Source organism: Halopseudomonas aestusnigri, assembly GCF_002197985.1.
Classification (GTDB): Bacteria; Pseudomonadota; Gammaproteobacteria; order Pseudomonadales; family Pseudomonadaceae; genus Halopseudomonas; species Halopseudomonas aestusnigri.
Genome location: NZ_NBYK01000013.1, coordinates 23023 through 40667, shown reverse-complemented (window position 1 = coordinate 40667; position 17645 = coordinate 23023). Strand labels below are relative to the sequence as shown.

The window sequence follows — 17645 nt, the reverse complement described above, 5'->3', positions numbered from 1 at the left end:
CTGTTCCAGCTCCAGCTCCAGCTCCAGCTCCAGCTCCAGCTCCAGCTCCAGCTCCAGCTCCAGCTCCAGCTCCAGCTCCAGCTCCAGCTCCGACGCCAGCGCCTGCTCCCGTTGTGGCGCCGGTTGTCGCGTCCGCTTCGTCATCAGTTACGCATGACGCGCAGTGGTACCGTCAGCGCGCGGGCTCCGAATACGTGGTTCAGTTGCTGGGTACGCGCTCAGAAGCGGCGGCCCGCAGTTTTATCGGTAAGCACGCCGGCGTCCCTGATCTGGGCTATTTCGAGACGACGCATCAGGGGGCCGCCTGGTTTGTGGTCACGCAGGGGATTTATCCTTCCCGCCAGGCTGCCCAGGCCGGAATTGCCGAGCTGCCTGCTGTTCTGCGCGACAGCAAGCCCTGGCCGCGCAGCATTGGGGACATTCAGGGCGGTTTGCGCTGAGCCTGAGCCCGTCGGTGCAAGGCTGACGGGCGCGGGCGTGACCCTGTGGCAGTATCGGTAAAGCGCCTTCGGGCGCTTGGCAGGGGCGGCAAAAGTTTCCTATTTACGACATTTGGATATGCCCAAGCGGCATTTTTTGCCCAAAAAAAATTGTGGGCGCTGATGCCGCTGTGTACAATTACTCCCCTTTTGTCCGGCGCAGGGCCAGATTTCTCTGTGATCTGGAGTCTAACGCGCCCGAATTTACTAGCTTTTTGAGAGAGTGCCTATGAAAGCAGGTCTATACCAGCCTGATCAGTTCAAGGATAACTGTGGCTTTGGTTTGATTGCCCACATGGAAGGCCAGCCCAGTCATCACCTGCTGCAGACGGCAATTGAAGCGCTGACGTGCATGACCCATCGCGGCGGCATTAACGCCGACGGCAAGACCGGCGATGGTTGCGGCCTGCTCATTCAGAAGCCGGACCGTTTTCTGCGCGAGGTTGCCCGCGAGGCGCTGGCGGTTGAACTGCCCGACCAGTACGCCGTGGGCATGGTGTTCATGGGCGCCGACGAGGCTGCCAGCACCGCTGCCAAACAGGCTTTTGCCGACGCCTTGAGTGATCAGGGGCTGACCGGTCTGGGCTGGCGCGAAGTGCCGGTCGATCCGTCGGTTCTCGGCCCGCTGGCCCTGAGCAGCATGCCGCGTATTGAGCAAGTGTTCGTATCAGGCGAGGGCCTGGACGAGCAGCAATTTGCCGTCAAGTTGTTCTACGTGCGCCGCAAGGCTGAAATCGCCATGCAGGCCGACAGCAACTTCTATGTCTGCAGCCTGTCGCACAAGGTCGTGTCCTACAAGGGCCTGATGATGCCGGCCGATCTGGACAAGTTCTATCCGGATCTGGGCGATGCCCGAATGGAAACCGCGATCAGCGTGTTCCACCAGCGCTTCTCAACCAATACCCTGCCGAAGTGGCCGCTGGCGCAGCCGTTCCGTCTGGTTGCCCACAATGGTGAAATCAACACCATCACCGCCAACCGTAACTGGGCCCAGGCGCGCCGTAACAAGTTCACCAACGATCTGATGCCCGATCTGGACAGCCTGGCACCGCTGGTCAACACCACCGGTTCCGACTCATCGAGCATGGACAACATGCTTGAGCTGCTGATCTGCGGCGGCATGGATCTGTTCCGCGCCATCCGCATGGTCGTGCCGCCGGCGTGGCAAAACGTGGAGACCATGGATGCCGATCTGCGGGCGTTCTACGAATACAACTCCATGCATATGGAAGCCTGGGACGGCCCGGCCGGTATTGTACTGACCGAAGGTCGCTACGCGGTCTGTCTGCTCGACCGCAACGGTCTGCGCCCGGCGCGTTATGTCATCACCAAGAACGGCTATATCACCCTGGCCTCCGAAATCGGCGTGTGGGACTACCAGCCCGAAGACGTTGTCAGCAAGGGCCGTGTTGGTCCGGGTCAGATTCTGGCTGTCGACACTCAGACTGGCGAAGTGCTGCACACCGATGATGTGGCTAATCGTCTGAAGTCCCGTCATCCGTACCGCAAGTGGCTGAAGGAGAACGCGCTGCGTATCCAGGCTACGCTGGATGATCGCGACCACGGCTCCGATTTCCTCTCGTCCGAGCGTCTCAAGCAGTACATGAAGATGTTCCAGGTCACCTTCGAAGAGCGTGACCAGGTGCTGCGCCCGCTGGCCGAGAACGGTCAGGAAGCGGTCGGCTCCATGGGCGACGACACGCCGATGGCGGTGCTGTCCGGTCGCGTGCGTTCGGTCTATGACTACTTCCGTCAGCAGTTCGCCCAGGTTACCAATCCGGCGATCGACCCGCTGCGTGAAGCCATCGTCATGTCGCTGGAAACCTGCCTGGGTGCTGAGCGCAACGTCTTTGAAGAGACTGCCGATCACGCCAATCGCGCGATTCTCAGCTCGCCGGTGATCTCTCCGGCCAAGTGGCGCACCATCATGAATCTGGACGAGCGTCCCGGTTTTGCGCGCCACGTCATTGACCTCAACGTCGCTGAAGGCACGCCGCTTGGCGAGGCCGTGCGCGATATCGCCGCCCAGGCCGAGGCCGCCGTGCGTGAAGGCAAGACGCTGATCGTGCTGAGCGACCGGGCTATCGAGCAGGGCAAGCTGCCGGTCCACGCGGCGCTGGCTGTCGGTGCTGTGCATCACCACCTGACCGCTACCGGCCTGCGTTGCGAGTGCAATATCCTGGTTGAAACCGCGACCACCCGTGATCCGCATCACTACGCGGTGCTGATCGGCTTCGGTGCGACCGCGGTCTACCCGTACCTGGCGTATGAAGTGCTGGGTGACCTGATCCGTACCGGCGAAGTCATTGGCGACCTGTACGAAACCTTCAAGTACTACCGCAAGGGTATTTCCAAGGGCCTGCTGAAGATCCTGTCGAAGATGGGTATCTCCACCATCGCGTCCTATCGTGGTGCTCAGCTGTTTGAAGCTGTGGGTCTGGCCGATGAAGTGGTTGATGTCTGCTTCAAGGGTGTTGCCAGCCGCATTCAGGGTGCCCGCTTCCAGGACCTGCAGGCCGAGCAGGCGCTGCTGGCCAAGGAAGCATGGAACCCGCGCAAGGCGATCCAGCAGGGTGGTCTGCTCAAGTTCGTGTTTGGTGGCGAATACCATGCCTACAATCCGGACGTGGTCCGCGCGCTGCAGGATGCGGTGCAGGGCGACAGCTACGACAAGTATCAGGAATACGCTGCGCTGGTGAACAGCCGCCCGGTTGCGGCGCTGCGTGATCTGCTCAAGGTGCGCGACGACCAGCAGGCGATTGCCCTGGATGACGTCGAGCCGCTGGAGTCGATCTTCAAGCGCTTTGACTCTGCCGGTATCTCGCTGGGTGCACTGTCTCCCGAGGCGCATGAGGCCATCGCCGAGGCGATGAACCGTCTGGGCGCGCGTTCCAACTCCGGTGAGGGTGGCGAAGATCCGGCCCGTTACGGTACCGAGCGTACCTCCAAGATCAAGCAGATCGCCTCCGGTCGCTTCGGTGTGACCCCGGAATACCTGGTCAACGCCGAGGTGCTGCAGATCAAGGTTGCCCAGGGTGCCAAGCCCGGTGAGGGTGGCCAGCTGCCGGGTGGCAAGGTCAACGAGCTGATTGCCCGTCTGCGTTATGCAGTCCCGGGTGTGACGCTGATTTCACCGCCGCCACACCACGACATCTACTCGATTGAAGATCTGTCGCAGCTGATCTTTGACCTCAAGCAGGTCAACCCGCAGGCGCTGGTCTCGGTCAAGCTGGTTTCCGAGCCGGGCGTGGGTACCATCGCCGCCGGTGTGGCCAAGGCCTACGCTGACCTGATCACCATCTCCGGTTACGACGGTGGTACTGGCGCCTCGCCGCTGACCTCCATCCGTTACGCCGGCTCGCCGTGGGAGCTGGGCCTGTCCGAAGCCCATCAGACCCTGCGTGGCAATGATCTGCGTGGCAAGGTCCGGGTACAGACCGACGGTGGCCTGAAGACCGGTCTGGACGTGATCAAGGCGGCGATCCTCGGTGCCGAGAGCTTCGGTTTCGGTACTGCACCGATGATCGCGCTGGGCTGCAAATACCTGCGCATCTGCCACCTGAACAACTGCGCGACCGGTGTTGCGACCCAGAATCAGCACCTGCGTGACAACCACTACATCGGTACCGTGCAGATGGTGATGAACTTCTTCACCTACGTCGCCATGGAAACCCGTGAGTGGCTGGCCAAGCTGGGTGTGCGCAGTCTGCAGGATCTGATCGGCCGTACCGATCTGCTGGAAATCCTGCCTGGCACGACCGCCAAGCAGCAAAACCTGGATCTCGAGCCGTTGCTGTTCAGCAAGGACGTTCCGGCCGACAAGCCGCAGTTCTGCGAGTCGCCGCGCAACCCGCCGTTCGACAAGGGCCTGACTGCCGAGAAGATGGTCGAGATGGCGCGTGCCGCCATCGACGGTCGTACCGGTGGCGAGTTCGAGCTGTCGCTGACCAACTGTGACCGTTCCATCGGTGCCCGTGTGTCCGGCGAGATCGCCAAGGTACACGGTAACCAGGGTATGGCCAGCGCACCGATCACCTTCCGTATGAAGGGCACGGCCGGTCAGAGCTTCGGCGTCTGGAACGCCGGTGGTTTGCACATGTATCTGGAAGGCGATGCCAACGACTACGTCGGCAAGGGCATGACCGGCGGCAAACTGACCATCGTACCGCCCAAGGGCAGCCCGTTCCGCTCCGAGCAGACCTCGATCATCGGCAACACCTGCCTGTACGGTGCCACCGGTGGCAAGCTGTTCGCAGCCGGCGTGGCCGGTGAGCGCTTCGCGGTGCGTAACTCCGGTGCGCACGCGGTCATCGAAGGCGCTGGCGACCACTGCTGTGAGTACATGACCGGTGGTATGGTCTGCGTGCTCGGCAGTACCGGCCACAATTTCGGTGCCGGTATGACCGGTGGCTTTGCCTATGTGCTGGATATGGACAATACCTTCTTCGACAAGCTCAATCATGAGCTGGTCGAGTTGCACCGCATCAGCAACGAGGCGATGGAGATGTACCGCAGCCACCTGACCCAGGTGCTGACCGAGTACGTCACCGAAACCGGCAGTGCATGGGGTGCCGAGGTGCTGGACAACCTGGACGACTACATCCGCCGCTTCTGGCTGGTCAAGCCGAAGGCCGCAAGCCTGCGGGCCCTGCTGACCAGCACGCGAGCGAACCCACAATAAAGCCGCCGCAGGCAGGCTGCCGCGCACCGAGCGCCCCAGCCTGCCGCTGGCCCTGATGAGTCTTGCAGTGGTGTGATCAAGCCGCCGCTGCAGTTTAGAGGTTGAGATATGGCAGACCGTTTGAACAACGACTTCCAGTTTATCGATGTAGGTCGTGAAGATCCCAAGAAGCGCCCGCTGCGCGTGCGCAAGACCCAGTTCGTCGAGATTCACGAGCAGTTCAAGCCGGAAGCGGCGTCCGACCAGGCGCACCGCTGCCTCGGTTGTGGCAACCCCTACTGTGAGTGGAAGTGCCCGGTACACAACTTTATTCCGAACTGGCTGAAGCTGGTCTCCGAGGGCAATATCCTCGAAGCCGCCGAGCTGTCGCACCAGACCAACACCCTGCCGGAAGTCTGCGGCCGCGTGTGCCCGCAGGACCGTCTGTGTGAAGGCGCCTGTACCCTGAACGACGGTTTTGGTGCGGTTACCATCGGCTCGGTCGAGAAGTACATTACCGATACCGCCTTCGCCATGGGCTGGCGCCCGGACATGTCCGGCGTCGTGCCAACCGGCAAGCGGGTGGCGATCATCGGTGCCGGCCCGGCCGGCCTGGGTTGCGCCGACGTGCTGGCGCGTGCCGGTGTCAGCCCGGTGGTATTCGACCGTTACCCGGAAATCGGAGGCCTGCTGACCTTCGGTATCCCCGAGTTCAAGCTCGAGAAGAGCGTGCTGTCACGCCGCCGCGAAGTATTCGAAGGGATGGGTATCGAGTTCCGCCTGAACACCGAGATCGGCAAGGACGTCATGATCGACGACCTGCTTGCCGAGTACGATGCCGTGTTCATGGGCATGGGTACCTACACCTACATGAAGGGCGGCTTCCCGGGTGAAGATCTGCCGGGCGTCTACGACGCGCTGGACTTCCTGATCGCCAACGTCAACCGCAACCTCGGGTTCGAGAAGTCCGCTGATGACTTTATCGATATGAAGGGCAAGAAGGTTGTTGTCCTCGGCGGTGGTGATACCGCGATGGACTGTAACCGCACGTCCATTCGCCAGGGTGCGACCGCAGTGACCTGCGCCTACCGCCGTGACGAAGCCAACATGCCGGGTTCGCGCAAGGAAGTGAAGAACGCCAAGGACGAGGGCGTGAAGTTCCTGTTCAACCGTCAGCCGATCGCCATTGTTGGCGAAGACAAGGTTGAAGGCGTCAAGGTGGTGGAAACCCGTCTGGGTGAGCCGGACGCCCGCGGTCGCCGCAGCCCCGAGCCGATTCCGGGTTCCGAAGAAGTGCTGCCGGCCGATGCCGTGGTCATTGCCTTCGGTTTCCGTCCGAGCCCGGCCGACTGGTTTGCTGACAAGAACGTCGAGACTGACAGCCAGGGTCGCGTGATTGCGCCTGAGCAAGGTCAGTACAAGTTCCAGACCAGCAACCCGAAGATCTTTGCCGGTGGCGACATGGTGCGCGGCTCCGATCTGGTGGTGACCGCGATCTTCGAAGGTCGCCAGGCTGCCGAGGGTATCCTCGACTTCCTCGGCGTGTGACAACCGGTCACACATACAGGGGCGCCTTCGGGCGCCCTTGTTGTTTCTGGCCCTGATCTTTCCCGCCAATTGCCGCTACAATGGCCGCTGACTTTTTCGACTGGATGTGCCCCCATGACCGAACTCAAGAATGATCGTTTCCTGCGCGCGCTGATGCGTCAGCCGGTGGATGTCACCCCTGTGTGGATGATGCGCCAGGCTGGCCGCTATCTGCCGGAGTATCGCGCCTCGCGTGCACGGGCGGGTGATTTCATGGGGCTGTGCATGAATCCGGAGATGGCCTGCGAAGTAACCCTGCAGCCGCTGGATCGCTACCCGCTGGACGCGGCCATTCTGTTCTCCGATATTTTGACGATTCCGGATGCCATGGGGCAGGGCCTGTACTTTGAGACCGGCGAAGGTCCGCGCTTTCGCAAGGTGATTAACAGTCTGGCCGATATCGAGGCGCTGCCGGTTCCCGATCCGGAGAACGATCTGGGATACGTGATGGATGCGGTGCGCACCATTCGCCGTGAGTTGAACGGCCGGGTGCCGCTGATCGGCTTCTCCGGCAGCCCCTGGACGCTGGCGACCTACATGGTCGAGGGCGGCTCTTCCAAGGACTTCCGCAAGACCAAGGCCATGCTCTACGACCAGCCTGAGGCCATGCACCTGCTGCTCGACAAGCTCGCCCAGTCTGTCACCAGCTACCTGAACGGCCAGATTCTTGCCGGCGCCCAGGCGGTGCAAATTTTTGATACCTGGGGCGGCAACCTGTCTGCCGACGCCTACCAGAAGTTTTCGCTGGCCTACATGCGCAAGATCGTTTCCGGTCTGATTCGCGAGCATGACGGTCGCAAGATTCCGGTCATCCTGTTCACCAAGAACGGCGGCCTGTGGCTGGAGAGTATCGCCGATGCCGGTGCCGATGCGCTGGGTCTGGACTGGACCATGGACATTGGCGTCGCCCGCTCGCGGATTGGTTCAAAGGTTGCATTACAGGGCAATATGGACCCGACTGTGCTGTACGCCAAGCCGGCGGCGATTCGTGCCGAGGTGGCACGTATCCTCGCCAGCTACGGCAAGGGCAGCGGCCATGTATTCAACCTGGGCCACGGTATTACACCCGAGGTCGACCCGGCTCACGCCGGCGCCTTTATCGAGGCGGTACATGAATTGTCAGCGATCTATCACGATCCGAATGCTATCGTGGTCTGACGGTTCCTGCGCCAAGATGGCGCACGACGGAAGCGACTGAACAAGGAGAAGGCGTATGCGCAGGGTAGTGTTCAACCAGAAGGGTGGGGTCGGTAAATCCAGCATCGCCTGCAACCTCGCCGCGGTCAGTGCCGCGGCGGGCTACAAGACCCTGGTGATTGACCTGGACCCGCAGGCCAACTCCAGTCACTACCTGCTGGGCGAGCGCATGGCGGATGTCGATACCACCATCGCCGACTTCTTCGCCCAGACCCTGTCGAGCGGCCTGTTCAGCAAGAAGGCCGAGCACTTCGTCACCGAGACACCGTTCGAGAACCTCTGGCTGATGCCGGCCAGCCCGGAGCTGGCCGAGCTGCAGCACAAGCTGGAATCGCGCTACAAGATCCAGAAGCTGCGCAAGTTGCTGAACGACCTCAAGGACAACTACGAGCGGATCTATATTGATACCGCTCCGGCGTTCAACTTCTACACCATGTCGGCGCTGATTGCCGCCGACCGCGTGCTGATCCCGTTCGACTGCGACAGCTTCTCCCGGCAGGCGCTCTACGGTCTGCTGAGCGAGTTGGAAGACGTGCGTGAAGAGCATAACGAGGATCTGGCGGTTGAAGGTATTGTCGTCAACCAGTTCCAGCCGCGTGCGGCGTTGCCGCAGAAGATGCTTGATGAACTCATTGCCGCGGGGTTGCCGGTGTTGCCGGTTCATCTGAACAGCTCGGTACGCATGCGCGAGTCGCATGAGGCGGCCACTCCGCTGATCTTCCTCGACGGCCGTCACAAGCTGACCCAGCAGTTCATGGCGCTGCACGACCACATCGAGAGTCAATAAGTCACGCCTGTCCGGATTGACCGTCCGGGCTTCCTTCTGCATGCTCGGCGCTGGGCTTGAACAACTCGATAACAAGGACAGCGCAATGAAGCTTGAAACGCTCGCCATTCACGCCGGCTACACTCCCGATCCGAACACCCACGCGGTGGCCGTGCCGATCTATCAGACCACCTCCTACGCCTTTGACAATACCCAGCACGGTGCCGACCTGTTCGACCTGAAGGTGCCTGGCAACATCTACAGCCGCATCATGAACCCGACCAACGATGTGCTGGAGCAGCGGGTTGCCGCGCTCGAGGGCGGCGTGGGTGCGCTGGCGGTGGCCTCCGGCATGGCCGCGATTACCTATGCGATCCAGACGCTGGCCGAAGCCGGCGACAATATCGTGTCGGTGGCCAAGCTGTATGGCGGCACCTACAACCTGTTTGCCCACACTCTGCCGCGTCAGGGCATCGAGACCCGCTTTGCCGCCCACGACGACATCGCCGCGCTGGAAAGCCTGATCGATGCGCGCACCAAGGCGGTGTTCTGCGAATCCATCGGCAACCCCTCCGGTAACGTCATCGACATTCAGGCGCTGGCCGACGCAGCTCATCGTCATGGCGTGCCGCTGATCGTCGATAACACCGTGGCTACCCCGGCGCTGTGCCGCCCGTTTGAACACGGCGCGGACATCGTGGTCCACTCGCTGACCAAATATATGGGCGGTCACGGTACCACTCTGGGCGGTATCGTTGTCGATGGTGGCTGCTTCCCCTGGGCCGAGAACGCGGAACGCTTCCCGCTGCTCAATACCGCCGACCCGTCCTATCACGGCGTGGTCTATACCGAGGCCTTCGGCCCGGCCGCCTTCATTGGTCGCTGCCGCGTGGTGCCGCTGCGCAACATGGGCGCGGCGCTGTCGCCATTCAACGCCTTCATGATCCTGCAGGGGCTGGAAACGCTGGCGCTGCGCATGGAGCGCCACTGCGACAACGCGATGGCGGTGGCGGCGTTCCTGCAGAACCACCCGCAGGTCGCCTGGGTGCAGTACGCCGGGCTGGAAGATCACCCCGAGCACGCTCTCGCCAAACGCTATATGGGCGGCAAGCCGGCGTCGGTACTGTCGTTCGGGATCAAGGGCGGGCAGGAAGCCGGTGCGCGCTTTATCGACGCGCTCAACCTGGTAGTGCGACTGGTCAATATCGGCGACGCCAAGTCACTGGCCTGCCACCCGGCCTCCACTACCCACCGTCAGCTGAACGACGAGGAGCTGGCCAAGGCCGGCGTGCCGCGTGACATGGTGCGCCTGTCGATCGGTATCGAACATATCGACGACATCCTCGCCGACCTGTCGCAGGCGCTCGACGCTTCGCTTTAGTCACCTCCCGCTTTGCGGGAGCTGAGCTACAAGCGGCAAGCCATAAGCCACAAGCAAAACCCGCGCGGTGTTGAATCGCGCGGGTTTTCTTTTGGGCAGCTTCCAGCTCGCGCGCGCCTGCGCGCGCTAGGGAAACAGCGGCCAGACGAGCGGAATGATCAGCGAGCCGGCTGCCCACATGATCAGGTTCAGCGGCACACCGATGCGCATAAAGTCGGCGAACCGGTAGCCACCGGCGCTGTAGACAAAGGTGTTGGTCTGGTAGCCGATCGGGGTGGCGAAGCTGGCGCTGGCGGCGAACATCACGGCGACAACGAAGGGCGTCGGGTCGGCACCGAGTTGCTGGGCCACACCGATGGCAATCGGGGTGACCAGTACAGCGACCGCGTTATTGCTGACGACTTCGGTAAGCACCGAGGTCAGCAGGTAGATGAACGACAGCATGAACAGCGGGCCAAGCAGCGGCGCCAGGGTCATCACGTGGCTGACCACGGTGTCCACCAGGCCGACCTTGTTCATCGCAATACTGATCGCCAGCATACCGAAGATCAGGGTCAGGATGCGCCAGTCGATGGCCTTGTAGGCGTCCTCGGTATCCAGACAGCCGGTGGCAACCACCAGTGCGGCGGCGATCATTGCCAGCCCCTCGATCGGCATGACCTTGAAGGCGGCCAGCACCATCACGGCCAGCACGGCGGCGATGGCAATCGGCGCCTTGTCGCGGCGGTAGGCGCGTTCCTGTACCGAGTTCAGGCTGATCAGCTCGCCGTTGTCGGCAAACTTCTTGATCTGAGCGGGTGTGCCCTCGACCAGCATGACGTCGCCGAATTGCAGCTCGAAGTCGTCCAGGTTGTCCTGAATATTCTCGTTATGGCGATGCACTGCCAGCACGTGAATACCGTAGCGCGCAGTCAGGTTGAGATCGCGCATCGGGCGGTGGCTGTAGCGCGAGTTGCGGCCGACGATGGCCTCGGCCAGCATCACGTCGCGGGTCGAGATGGTCTCGAAGCTGTCCGGGCGGTTGATCGCCAGCAGGCCGTTCTGGCGCAGCTCGACGAAGTCGCGCATGCCGGCATGCAGCACCAGCCGGTCGCCGGCCAGCAGCCGGGTGTCGTTGAGCGGAGTCGACAGCTCGTCGTCGCCACGGAAGATTTTCAGCACCCGGATACCGCTGTTGCCGTTCAGGTTGGCCTGGCTGATGGTCTGACCAATCACCGGCGAGTCGTGCGGTACCAGCAGCTCGGTCATGAATGTACGGGACTGATCCGGGCGCAGCTGGCGCGACAGGCTTTCGCGTTCCGGCAGCAGGCGGTGACCAATCAGCAGCACGAAGGCCATACCGATACCGGCCAGAATCAGGCCGGGCAGGGTAATGTCGAACATGCCGAAGGGCTCCATGCCCATTTGCCGGGCTACGCCGTCGACCAGAATGTTGGTCGAGGTGCCGATCATGGTCATGGTGCCGCCAAAAATGGTGGCGTAGGACAGCGGGATCAGCATCTTCGAAGGCTTGCTGCCAATCCCGGTTGCCAGCGCGATGGCGACCGGCGTGAGAATCGCGACCACCGGGGTATTGTTGATAAAGGTCGACAGCAGCAGGGCGGTCATCATCAGGCTGAACAGGGTGCGCCACTGGCTGCCCCCGCCCATGCGGGCGAGCCAGTTGCCCAGGGTTTCAACGCAGCCGGTGCGCTCCAGCGCGGCAGACAGAATAAACATGCAGGCGATGGTAATGGGCGCGCTGTTCGACAATACACCCATTACCTCGGCCGGGCTCAGCAATTGGCTGACCAGCAGCACGGCAACGGCGATGCCGACGACCACGTCGGGGCTGAACCTTTCCCGCGCGAACGCGTAGAACACCCAGCACAGCAGCAGCGCCACGCCAATCAGTGGCAGTGAATCCCAGCTCATCGGTACCGAACTCTCTCGTGAGGTATCGGGTCCATGCTTGGACCCTTGCAGGGCGTCACATTAAGAGGCGGCGCTATATTTGTCCAAGCACAAAAACTGATTTTTATATGCTTGAAAGGAATAAGCGAGACTCAGGATGAACAGCTGATTTCCAGATGCCTGCCCCAGTCCGGCGGCGTCGCCGCATAGGCATCGGCACCGGGCTGTGGCTCGAACGGCCGGCGCAGGATGTGGTGCAGATGACGTACTTCATCGAAGTCATCCTGTTCGGCCGCGGCGATGGCGTTCTGCGCCAGATAGTTGCGCAGCACATACAGCGGGTTGGCGGCCTGGCGCGCGGCCGGGCTGGCCTGGCAACGGCGCTGGTGCTCGCGATACCAGTTGTCGAAGGCGTTGCGATCAATGAACTGATCACGCACCAACGGATTATCTTCGGCCAGCTTGCGCAGGGTCAGGTGGTAATCGGCGCCACTGGTCTGCATCAGTTGCAGCAGCGCGTCCAGTTGCTCGGCGTCTTCCAGGCGGGCGTCGCCCCAGCCGAGTCGTCGGCGCATCAGCGTCAGATAGTGCTGCTCGAAGGTCGGCATGAACTGCGCCAGCTCGGCTTTCAGCGCATCGACCGCAATAAAGGGCGTCAGCGCCTGAGCCAGACAGGCGAGATTCCACTGGGCGATCATCGGCTGCCGATGGAAGGCATAGCGGCCTTCGTGGTCGGAGTGGTTGCAGACATGCCGTGCATCGAAGGCGTCGAGGAAGGCGTAGGGGCCGAAGTCGAAGGTAATCCCCAGAATCGACATATTGTCGGTGTTCATCACCCCGTGACAGAAACCCCAGGCTTGCCAATGGGCGATCATCTCGGCAGTGCGCTGGAGCACACTGCGAAACATCGCCAGCTCGGGTTCCGGCTGGTTGCGGCAGTCGGGGTAGCAGGTGTCGAGGGTGAAATCGAGCAACTGGCGCAGCTCATTGTGTTTGCGGGTGTAATAGAAGTACTCGAAGTGGCCGAAGCGAATATGCGAGCGCGCCAGGCGCAGCAGCATGGCGCCACGCTCTTCGCGTTCGCGGTAGACCGGGTTGTCGCCGACGGTCACGCACAGGGCACGGCTGCTGGGGATGCCAAGCGCATGCAGCGCCTCGCTGGCGAGGAACTCGCGGATCGACGAGCGCAGTACCGCGCGGCCGTCGCCCATGCGCGAGTAGGGCGTACTGCCGGCACCCTTGAGGTGCAGATCCCAGTGCTCGCCGGCCTGGTTTACCGCCTCGCCCAGCAGCAGGCCGCGGCCATCGCCAAGCTGCGGGTTGTAGGCGCCAAACTGGTGGCCGGAATAGATCATTGCCCGTGGTTCGGCGCTGCTCCACAGCTTGTGGCCCGAGAACAGTTCGGTGAACAGCGGGTCTCTTGCTTCGGCCGGATCCAGATCGAGCAGCCGCAGGGCATCCTCGCTGCAAACCACCAGTCGCGGGTTGTGCAGCGGGTCGGGCAGGACCTTGCTGGAGAAGGTATCGCCCAGTGCGGCGAAGCGGTTATCAAAGTGCAGATCGGCCAGAGTGGACACAGCGGGTTCCCGAAACAATGGATGCAGTGCCTATGCTACAGCAGGATGCTTCCGGTGTTATGGCTCTCCATCAGGCGGGGTAATGGACGAGCCAAAACCTTGACCACAGGGACGGGCATCCCTAGTGTTCAAACACCTGTATGAAACCATGCTGCCAGTTCTGCCTGGCGCCCCCTGGAGAGTCGACATGCCTGAATATAACGCCCCCTTGCGCGATATGCGCTTCGTCATGGATGAACTGCTGGACATGACCGGCAGCTATGCTGCCTATGGTCTGGAAGATGCCACCCCTGATCTGGTCAGCGCGATCCTCGAAGAGGGCGCCAAGTTCACCAATCAGGTGCTGTCTCCGTTGAACCGCAGCGGTGACGAAGAAGGCTGCCATATCGAAAATGGTGTGGTCACCACTCCGAAGGGCTTCAAGGAAGCCTATCAGGCCTACTGCGAGAACGGCTGGGGCTCGATGACCGCATCGCCGGAATTCGGTGGACAGGGTCTGCCGTCCTCGCTGGGTCTGATCATCAGCGAGATGGTTGCCTCGGCCAACTACTCGTTCAGCATGTACCCGGGCCTGTCCCACGGCTGTGCTGCGGCGATTGCAGCGCACGGTACCCAGGAGCAGAAAGACCTGTACCTGAGCAAGCTGACCCCCGGCACCTGGACTGGTACCATGTGTCTGACCGAGCCGCATTGCGGGACCGACCTGGGCCTGATCAAGACCCGCGCCGTACCGCAGGCTGACGGCACCTACAAGGTCACCGGCACCAAGATCTTCATTTCGTGCGGTGAGCACGACATGGCCGAAAACATCGTCCACCTGGTTCTGGCCAAGCTGCCCGACGCGCCAGCTGGCACCAAGGGTATCTCGCTGTTCATCGTGCCCAAGTTCCTGCCCGACGCCAACGGCGAAGTGGGCGAGCGCAACAGCCTGATATGCGGCTCCATCGAACACAAGATGGGCATCAAGGCCTCTGCTACCTGCGTCATGAACTTTGACGATGCCACCGGCTTTTTGATCGGCGACATCAACAAGGGTCTGAACTGCATGTTCACCATGATGAACCACGCTCGTCTGGGTACCGGCATGCAGGGCCTGTGTCACGGTGAAGCGTCCTATCAGTCGGCTCTGGCCTATGCCAAGGACCGCCTGCAGATGCGTTCGCTCAAAGGCCCGGCTGCCCCGGAAAAAGCGGCTGATCCGATCATCGTTCATCCGGACGTGCGTCGCATGCTGCTGACCATGAAAGCGTTCAACGAAGGTAACCGCGCGCTGGCCTACCACACCGCCAGCCTGCTGGATCAGGCTCACTACGCAGCAGAAGAAGAGGCCCGCGCCGATGCCGAGGCCCAGCTGGCCTTCCTGACGCCGATCTGTAAGGCCTTTATGACCGATACCGGTCTGGAAGCCACCCTGCTGGGTCAGCAGATCTTCGGCGGTCACGGATTCATCCGTGAGTGGGGGCAGGAGCAGCAGGTGCGTGATTGCCGTATCGCCCAGATCTATGAAGGCACCAACGGCATTCAGGCCCTCGACCTGCTCGGTCGCAAGGTGCTGGGTAGCCAGGGCAAGCTGCTGAAAACCTTCACCAAGCAGGTTCACCTGCTGTGCAAGGAAGTGGAAGGCAACGCCACCTTTGGCGAGTACGCCAAGAAGCTGGCCCAGCTCAACACCCAGTGGGGCGAGCTGACTACCGCCGTTGGTATGAAGGCGATGCAGAACCCCGAGGAAGTGGGCGCAGCGTCCGTTGATTACCTGGCGTTCTCCGGCTACGTTGTGCACGCCTACTTCTGGTTGAAGATGGCACTGGTCGCTCAGGCCAAGCTGGATGCCGGCACCACCGAGGTCGACTTCTACAAGGGCAAGCTGGCGACCCAGGCGTTCTACTACCAGCGTCTGCTGCCGCGCGCCCAGGCGCATGCCGAGGCGCTGAGTGCCGGTGCCTCTACTCTGATGGATATTGCTGTCGAGCAGTTCTGATCCATCCGTTGGTCCAGGAAACCCCGGCTTGCCGGGGTTTTTTGTTGTCTGGCGTGCAGGCTTTGGGTCATGCTTGGCACATCTGACCCTGATCTGCCGATGTTGCTTATGGTGACCAATCAATAATAAAAAGTCATAAAAAGACGCTACAGGTTTTTTTGTTGTCGATATACAATCTCCCGCCTGCGCCGGTATATCCCGGCACTGAATCATGAGGAGATATCCATGGCCGACTATAAAGCTCCCCTGCGCGACATGCGCTTCGTTCTCAACGAGGTCTTCGAGATCTCCAAGCTCTGGGCCGAGCTGCCCGGTCTTGCCGAGATTGTTGACGAAGACACCGCAGCCGCGATTCTGGAGGAAGCCGGCAAGGTAACCGGTGGTGTGGTCGCACCGCTGAATCGCAGTGGCGACGAGGAAGGATGCTCCTGGAACAATGGTGCCGTAACGACGCCGGCCGGCTTCCGGGAAGCCTACAAGACCTACGCCGAAGGCGGCTGGGTTGGTGTCAGCGGGGCGCCCGAGTTTGGTGGCATGGGCATGCCCAAGGTCATCGGTGCCCAGGTCGAGGAAATGGTCAACTCGGCCAACCTGTCTTTCGGTCTGTATCCGATGCTGACCTCCGGTGCCTGCCTGTCGATCCTCAACCACGCCAGCGAAGAGCTGAAGGAAAAGTACCTGCCGAATATGTATGCCGGTACCTGGGCAGGCTCCATGTGCCTGACCGAGCCGCACTGCGGCACCGACCTCGGCATCATTCGCACCAAGGCCGAGCCGCAGGCTGACGGCAGCTACAAGATTTCCGGTACCAAGATCTTCATCACCGGTGGTGAACACGATCTGACCGAGAACATCATTCACCTGGTACTGGCCAAGCTGCCTGACGCACCGGCTGGCCCGAAGGGTATTTCGCTGTTCCTGGTGCCCAAGGTCATGGTCAATGACGATGGTTCGCTGGGTGAGAAGAACTCCCTGTCTTGCGGCTCCATCGAGCACAAGATGGGCATCAAGGCCTCTGCCACCTGTGTGATGAACTTCGACGGCGCCACCGGCTGGATTGTCGACGAGCCGAACAAGGGCCTCAATGCGATGTTCACCATGATGAACTACGAGCGCCTGGGTGTAGGCATTCAGGGCCTGTCGCTGGGTGAGCGCTCCTACCAGAATGCCATCGAGTACGCCCGTGATCGTCTGCAGAGCCGTGCGCCGACCGGCCCGGTCAACAAGGACAAGGCTGCCGACCCGATCATCGTTCACCCGGACGTGCGTCGCATGCTGCTGACCATGAAAGCGCTGAACGAAGGCGGTCGCGCCTTCTCCAGCTACGTTGCCATGCAGCTCGATACCGCCAAGTACAGCGAGGATGCGGCTACCCGCAAGCGCGCCGAGGAACTGGTTGCACTGCTGACGCCGGTTGCCAAGGCATTCCTCACCGACATGGGGCTGGAAACCACGGTGCACGGCCAGCAGATCTTTGGCGGCCACGGCTTTATCCGTGAGTGGGGTCAGGAGCAGCTGATCCGCGACTGCCGTATCACTCAGATCTACGAAGGTACCAACGGGATCCAGTCGCTGGACCTAATGGGCCGCAAGATCGTCGGCAGCGGTGGGGCGTTCTACAAGCACTTCAGCGACGAGGTCAAAGCCTTCATTGCCAGTGCCGATGCTTCTCTGGCCGAGTTCACCGGCCCGCTGGAAGCGGCCATCGGCAACCTCGACGAACTCACCGCCTGGGTTATCGAGCAGTCGAAGGGTAACCCGAATGAAATCGGCGCGGCCTCGGTCGAGTATCTGCAGGCCTTCGGTTACACCGCCTATGCCTACATGTGGGCACTGATGGCGCGTACCGCCATGGCCAAGCAGGCGGAAGACGAGTTCTACGTGAGCAAGCTGGGCACTGCGCGTTTCTACTTCGCCCGTCTGTTGCCGCGTATCCACTCACTGACCTCGTCGGTCAAGGCGGGCAGTGATGCACTGTATTTGCTGACAGCGGATCAGTTCTAACTCGGATCGTGCCACGAAAGGCCCCGCTTCGACGGGGCTTTTTCGTTTCTGCGCGGCATTGTTGCTGTCGTCGGACCTATTCAGGAGGCGAAGCGCTGCCGGAGCGGGTAAACTGTGCGCGAT

General features: G+C 61.6%; 10 protein-coding genes. 8 read left to right on the top strand and 2 right to left on the bottom strand.

What is annotated here, in order from left to right; genetic code table 11:
- The first annotated feature begins 194 nt into the window (after nt 1-194).
- The 6 genes from B7O88_RS18080 to B7O88_RS14970 all read left to right on the top strand — a co-directional run bounded on the left by B7O88_RS18080 (nt 195) and on the right by B7O88_RS14970 (nt 10070).
- Complete coding sequence (locus tag B7O88_RS18080) at nt 195-440, top strand: SPOR domain-containing protein (protein WP_216359015.1); 246 nt, start codon at nt 195-197, stop codon at nt 438-440.
- Between the two features lie 268 nt (nt 441-708).
- Nucleotides 709-5160 (top strand): glutamate synthase large subunit, encoded by a 4452-nt coding sequence (gltB, locus tag B7O88_RS14990; RefSeq protein WP_088277107.1) that lies wholly within the window; start codon nt 709-711, stop codon nt 5158-5160.
- A gap of 108 nt (nt 5161-5268) precedes the next feature.
- Complete coding sequence (locus B7O88_RS14985) at nt 5269-6687, top strand: FAD-dependent oxidoreductase (protein ID WP_088277105.1); 1419 nt, start codon at nt 5269-5271, stop codon at nt 6685-6687.
- A 114-nt stretch (nt 6688-6801) separates the two neighbouring features.
- Entirely contained in the window at nt 6802-7884 is a 1083-nt protein-coding gene (gene hemE / locus B7O88_RS14980; protein WP_088277103.1) for a uroporphyrinogen decarboxylase, read from the top strand.
- Nucleotides 7885-7939: 55 nt separating this feature from the next.
- Complete coding sequence (locus tag B7O88_RS14975; RefSeq protein ID WP_088277101.1) at nt 7940-8710, top strand: ParA family protein; 771 nt, start codon at nt 7940-7942, stop codon at nt 8708-8710.
- Between the two features lie 85 nt (nt 8711-8795).
- Nucleotides 8796-10070: a bifunctional O-acetylhomoserine aminocarboxypropyltransferase/cysteine synthase gene (locus B7O88_RS14970; RefSeq protein ID WP_088277099.1), complete on the top strand. Its 1275-nt coding sequence runs from the start codon at nt 8796-8798 to the stop codon at nt 10068-10070.
- A 126-nt stretch (nt 10071-10196) separates the two neighbouring features.
- Here the strand turns inward: B7O88_RS14970 and B7O88_RS14965 are convergent, their stop codons facing one another.
- On the bottom strand, nt 10197-11984 hold the full coding sequence (locus B7O88_RS14965; RefSeq protein WP_088277097.1) for an SLC13 family permease: 1788 nt from the start codon (nt 11982-11984) through the stop codon (nt 10197-10199).
- 131 nt (nt 11985-12115) lie between these two features.
- Nucleotides 12116-13540, bottom strand: a complete 1425-nt coding sequence (selO, locus tag B7O88_RS14960; protein ID WP_088277095.1) for a protein adenylyltransferase SelO — start codon at nt 13538-13540, stop codon at nt 12116-12118.
- A 187-nt stretch (nt 13541-13727) separates the two neighbouring features.
- Here selO and B7O88_RS14955 point away from each other — a divergent pair, with 187 nt between their 5' ends.
- The gene (locus B7O88_RS14955; protein WP_088277093.1) at nt 13728-15518 is read left to right on the top strand and encodes an acyl-CoA dehydrogenase C-terminal domain-containing protein; all 1791 of its coding nucleotides are present in this window, start codon (nt 13728-13730) and stop codon (nt 15516-15518) included.
- 225 nt (nt 15519-15743) lie between these two features.
- Nucleotides 15744-17522, top strand: a complete 1779-nt coding sequence (locus B7O88_RS14950) for an acyl-CoA dehydrogenase C-terminal domain-containing protein (RefSeq protein WP_088277091.1) — start codon at nt 15744-15746, stop codon at nt 17520-17522.
- Nucleotides 17523-17645: the final 123 nt, after the last annotated feature.

What these genes read in the sequence shown, in the direction of transcription:
- B7O88_RS14970 (WP_088277099.1), top strand. Translation starts at nt 8,796, where the DNA reads ATGAAGCTTGAAACGCTCGCCATTCACGCCGGCTACACTCCCGATCCG.
- hemE (WP_088277103.1), top strand. Translation starts at nt 6,802, where the DNA reads ATGACCGAACTCAAGAATGATCGTTTCCTGCGCGCGCTGATGCGTCAG.
- B7O88_RS14985 (WP_088277105.1), top strand. Translation starts at nt 5,269, where the DNA reads ATGGCAGACCGTTTGAACAACGACTTCCAGTTTATCGATGTAGGTCGT.
- B7O88_RS14955 (WP_088277093.1), top strand. Translation starts at nt 13,728, where the DNA reads ATGCCTGAATATAACGCCCCCTTGCGCGATATGCGCTTCGTCATGGAT.
- B7O88_RS14975 (WP_088277101.1), top strand. Translation starts at nt 7,940, where the DNA reads ATGCGCAGGGTAGTGTTCAACCAGAAGGGTGGGGTCGGTAAATCCAGC.
- B7O88_RS14965 (WP_088277097.1), bottom strand. Translation starts at nt 11,984, where the DNA reads ATGAGCTGGGATTCACTGCCACTGATTGGCGTGGCGCTGCTGCTGTGC.
- B7O88_RS14950 (WP_088277091.1), top strand. Translation starts at nt 15,744, where the DNA reads ATGGCCGACTATAAAGCTCCCCTGCGCGACATGCGCTTCGTTCTCAAC.
- gltB (WP_088277107.1), top strand. Translation starts at nt 709, where the DNA reads ATGAAAGCAGGTCTATACCAGCCTGATCAGTTCAAGGATAACTGTGGC.